Source organism: Streptomyces sp. 13-12-16, from assembly GCF_002114215.1.
Taxonomy (GTDB): Bacteria; Actinomycetota; Actinomycetes; order Streptomycetales; family Streptomycetaceae; genus Streptomyces.
Map to the genome: position 1 here is coordinate 1 of NZ_NCTE01000031.1, position 551 is coordinate 551.

The 551-nt window shown below is 60.8% G+C and carries 1 rRNA gene; it reads right to left on the reverse strand.

Annotated elements, in window-relative coordinates:
* Positions 1 to 551: ribosomal RNA gene (locus B7767_RS01525) — 16S ribosomal RNA — on the reverse strand; the annotation flags it as partial.

Consider the following 551-nt stretch of genomic DNA (forward strand, 5'->3'; position numbering starts at 1 on the left):
ATCTAATCCTGTTCGCTCCCCACGCTTTCGCTCCTCAGCGTCAGTATCGGCCCAGAGATCCGCCTTCGCCACCGGTGTTCCTCCTGATATCTGCGCATTTCACCGCTACACCAGGAATTCCGATCTCCCCTACCGAACTCTAGCCTGCCCGTATCGACTGCAGACCCGGGGTTAAGCCCCGGGCTTTCACAACCGACGCGACAAGCCGCCTACGAGCTCTTTACGCCCAATAATTCCGGACAACGCTCGCGCCCTACGTATTACCGCGGCTGCTGGCACGTAGTTAGCCGGCGCTTCTTCTGCAGGTACCGTCACTTGCGCTTCTTCCCTGCTGAAAGAGGTTTACAACCCGAAGGCCGTCATCCCTCACGCGGCGTCGCTGCATCAGGCTTGCGCCCATTGTGCAATATTCCCCACTGCTGCCTCCCGTAGGAGTCTGGGCCGTGTCTCAGTCCCAGTGTGGCCGGTCGCCCTCTCAGGCCGGCTACCCGTCGTCGCCTTGGTGAGCCGTTACCTCACCAACAAGCTGATAGGCCGCGGGCTCATCCTGC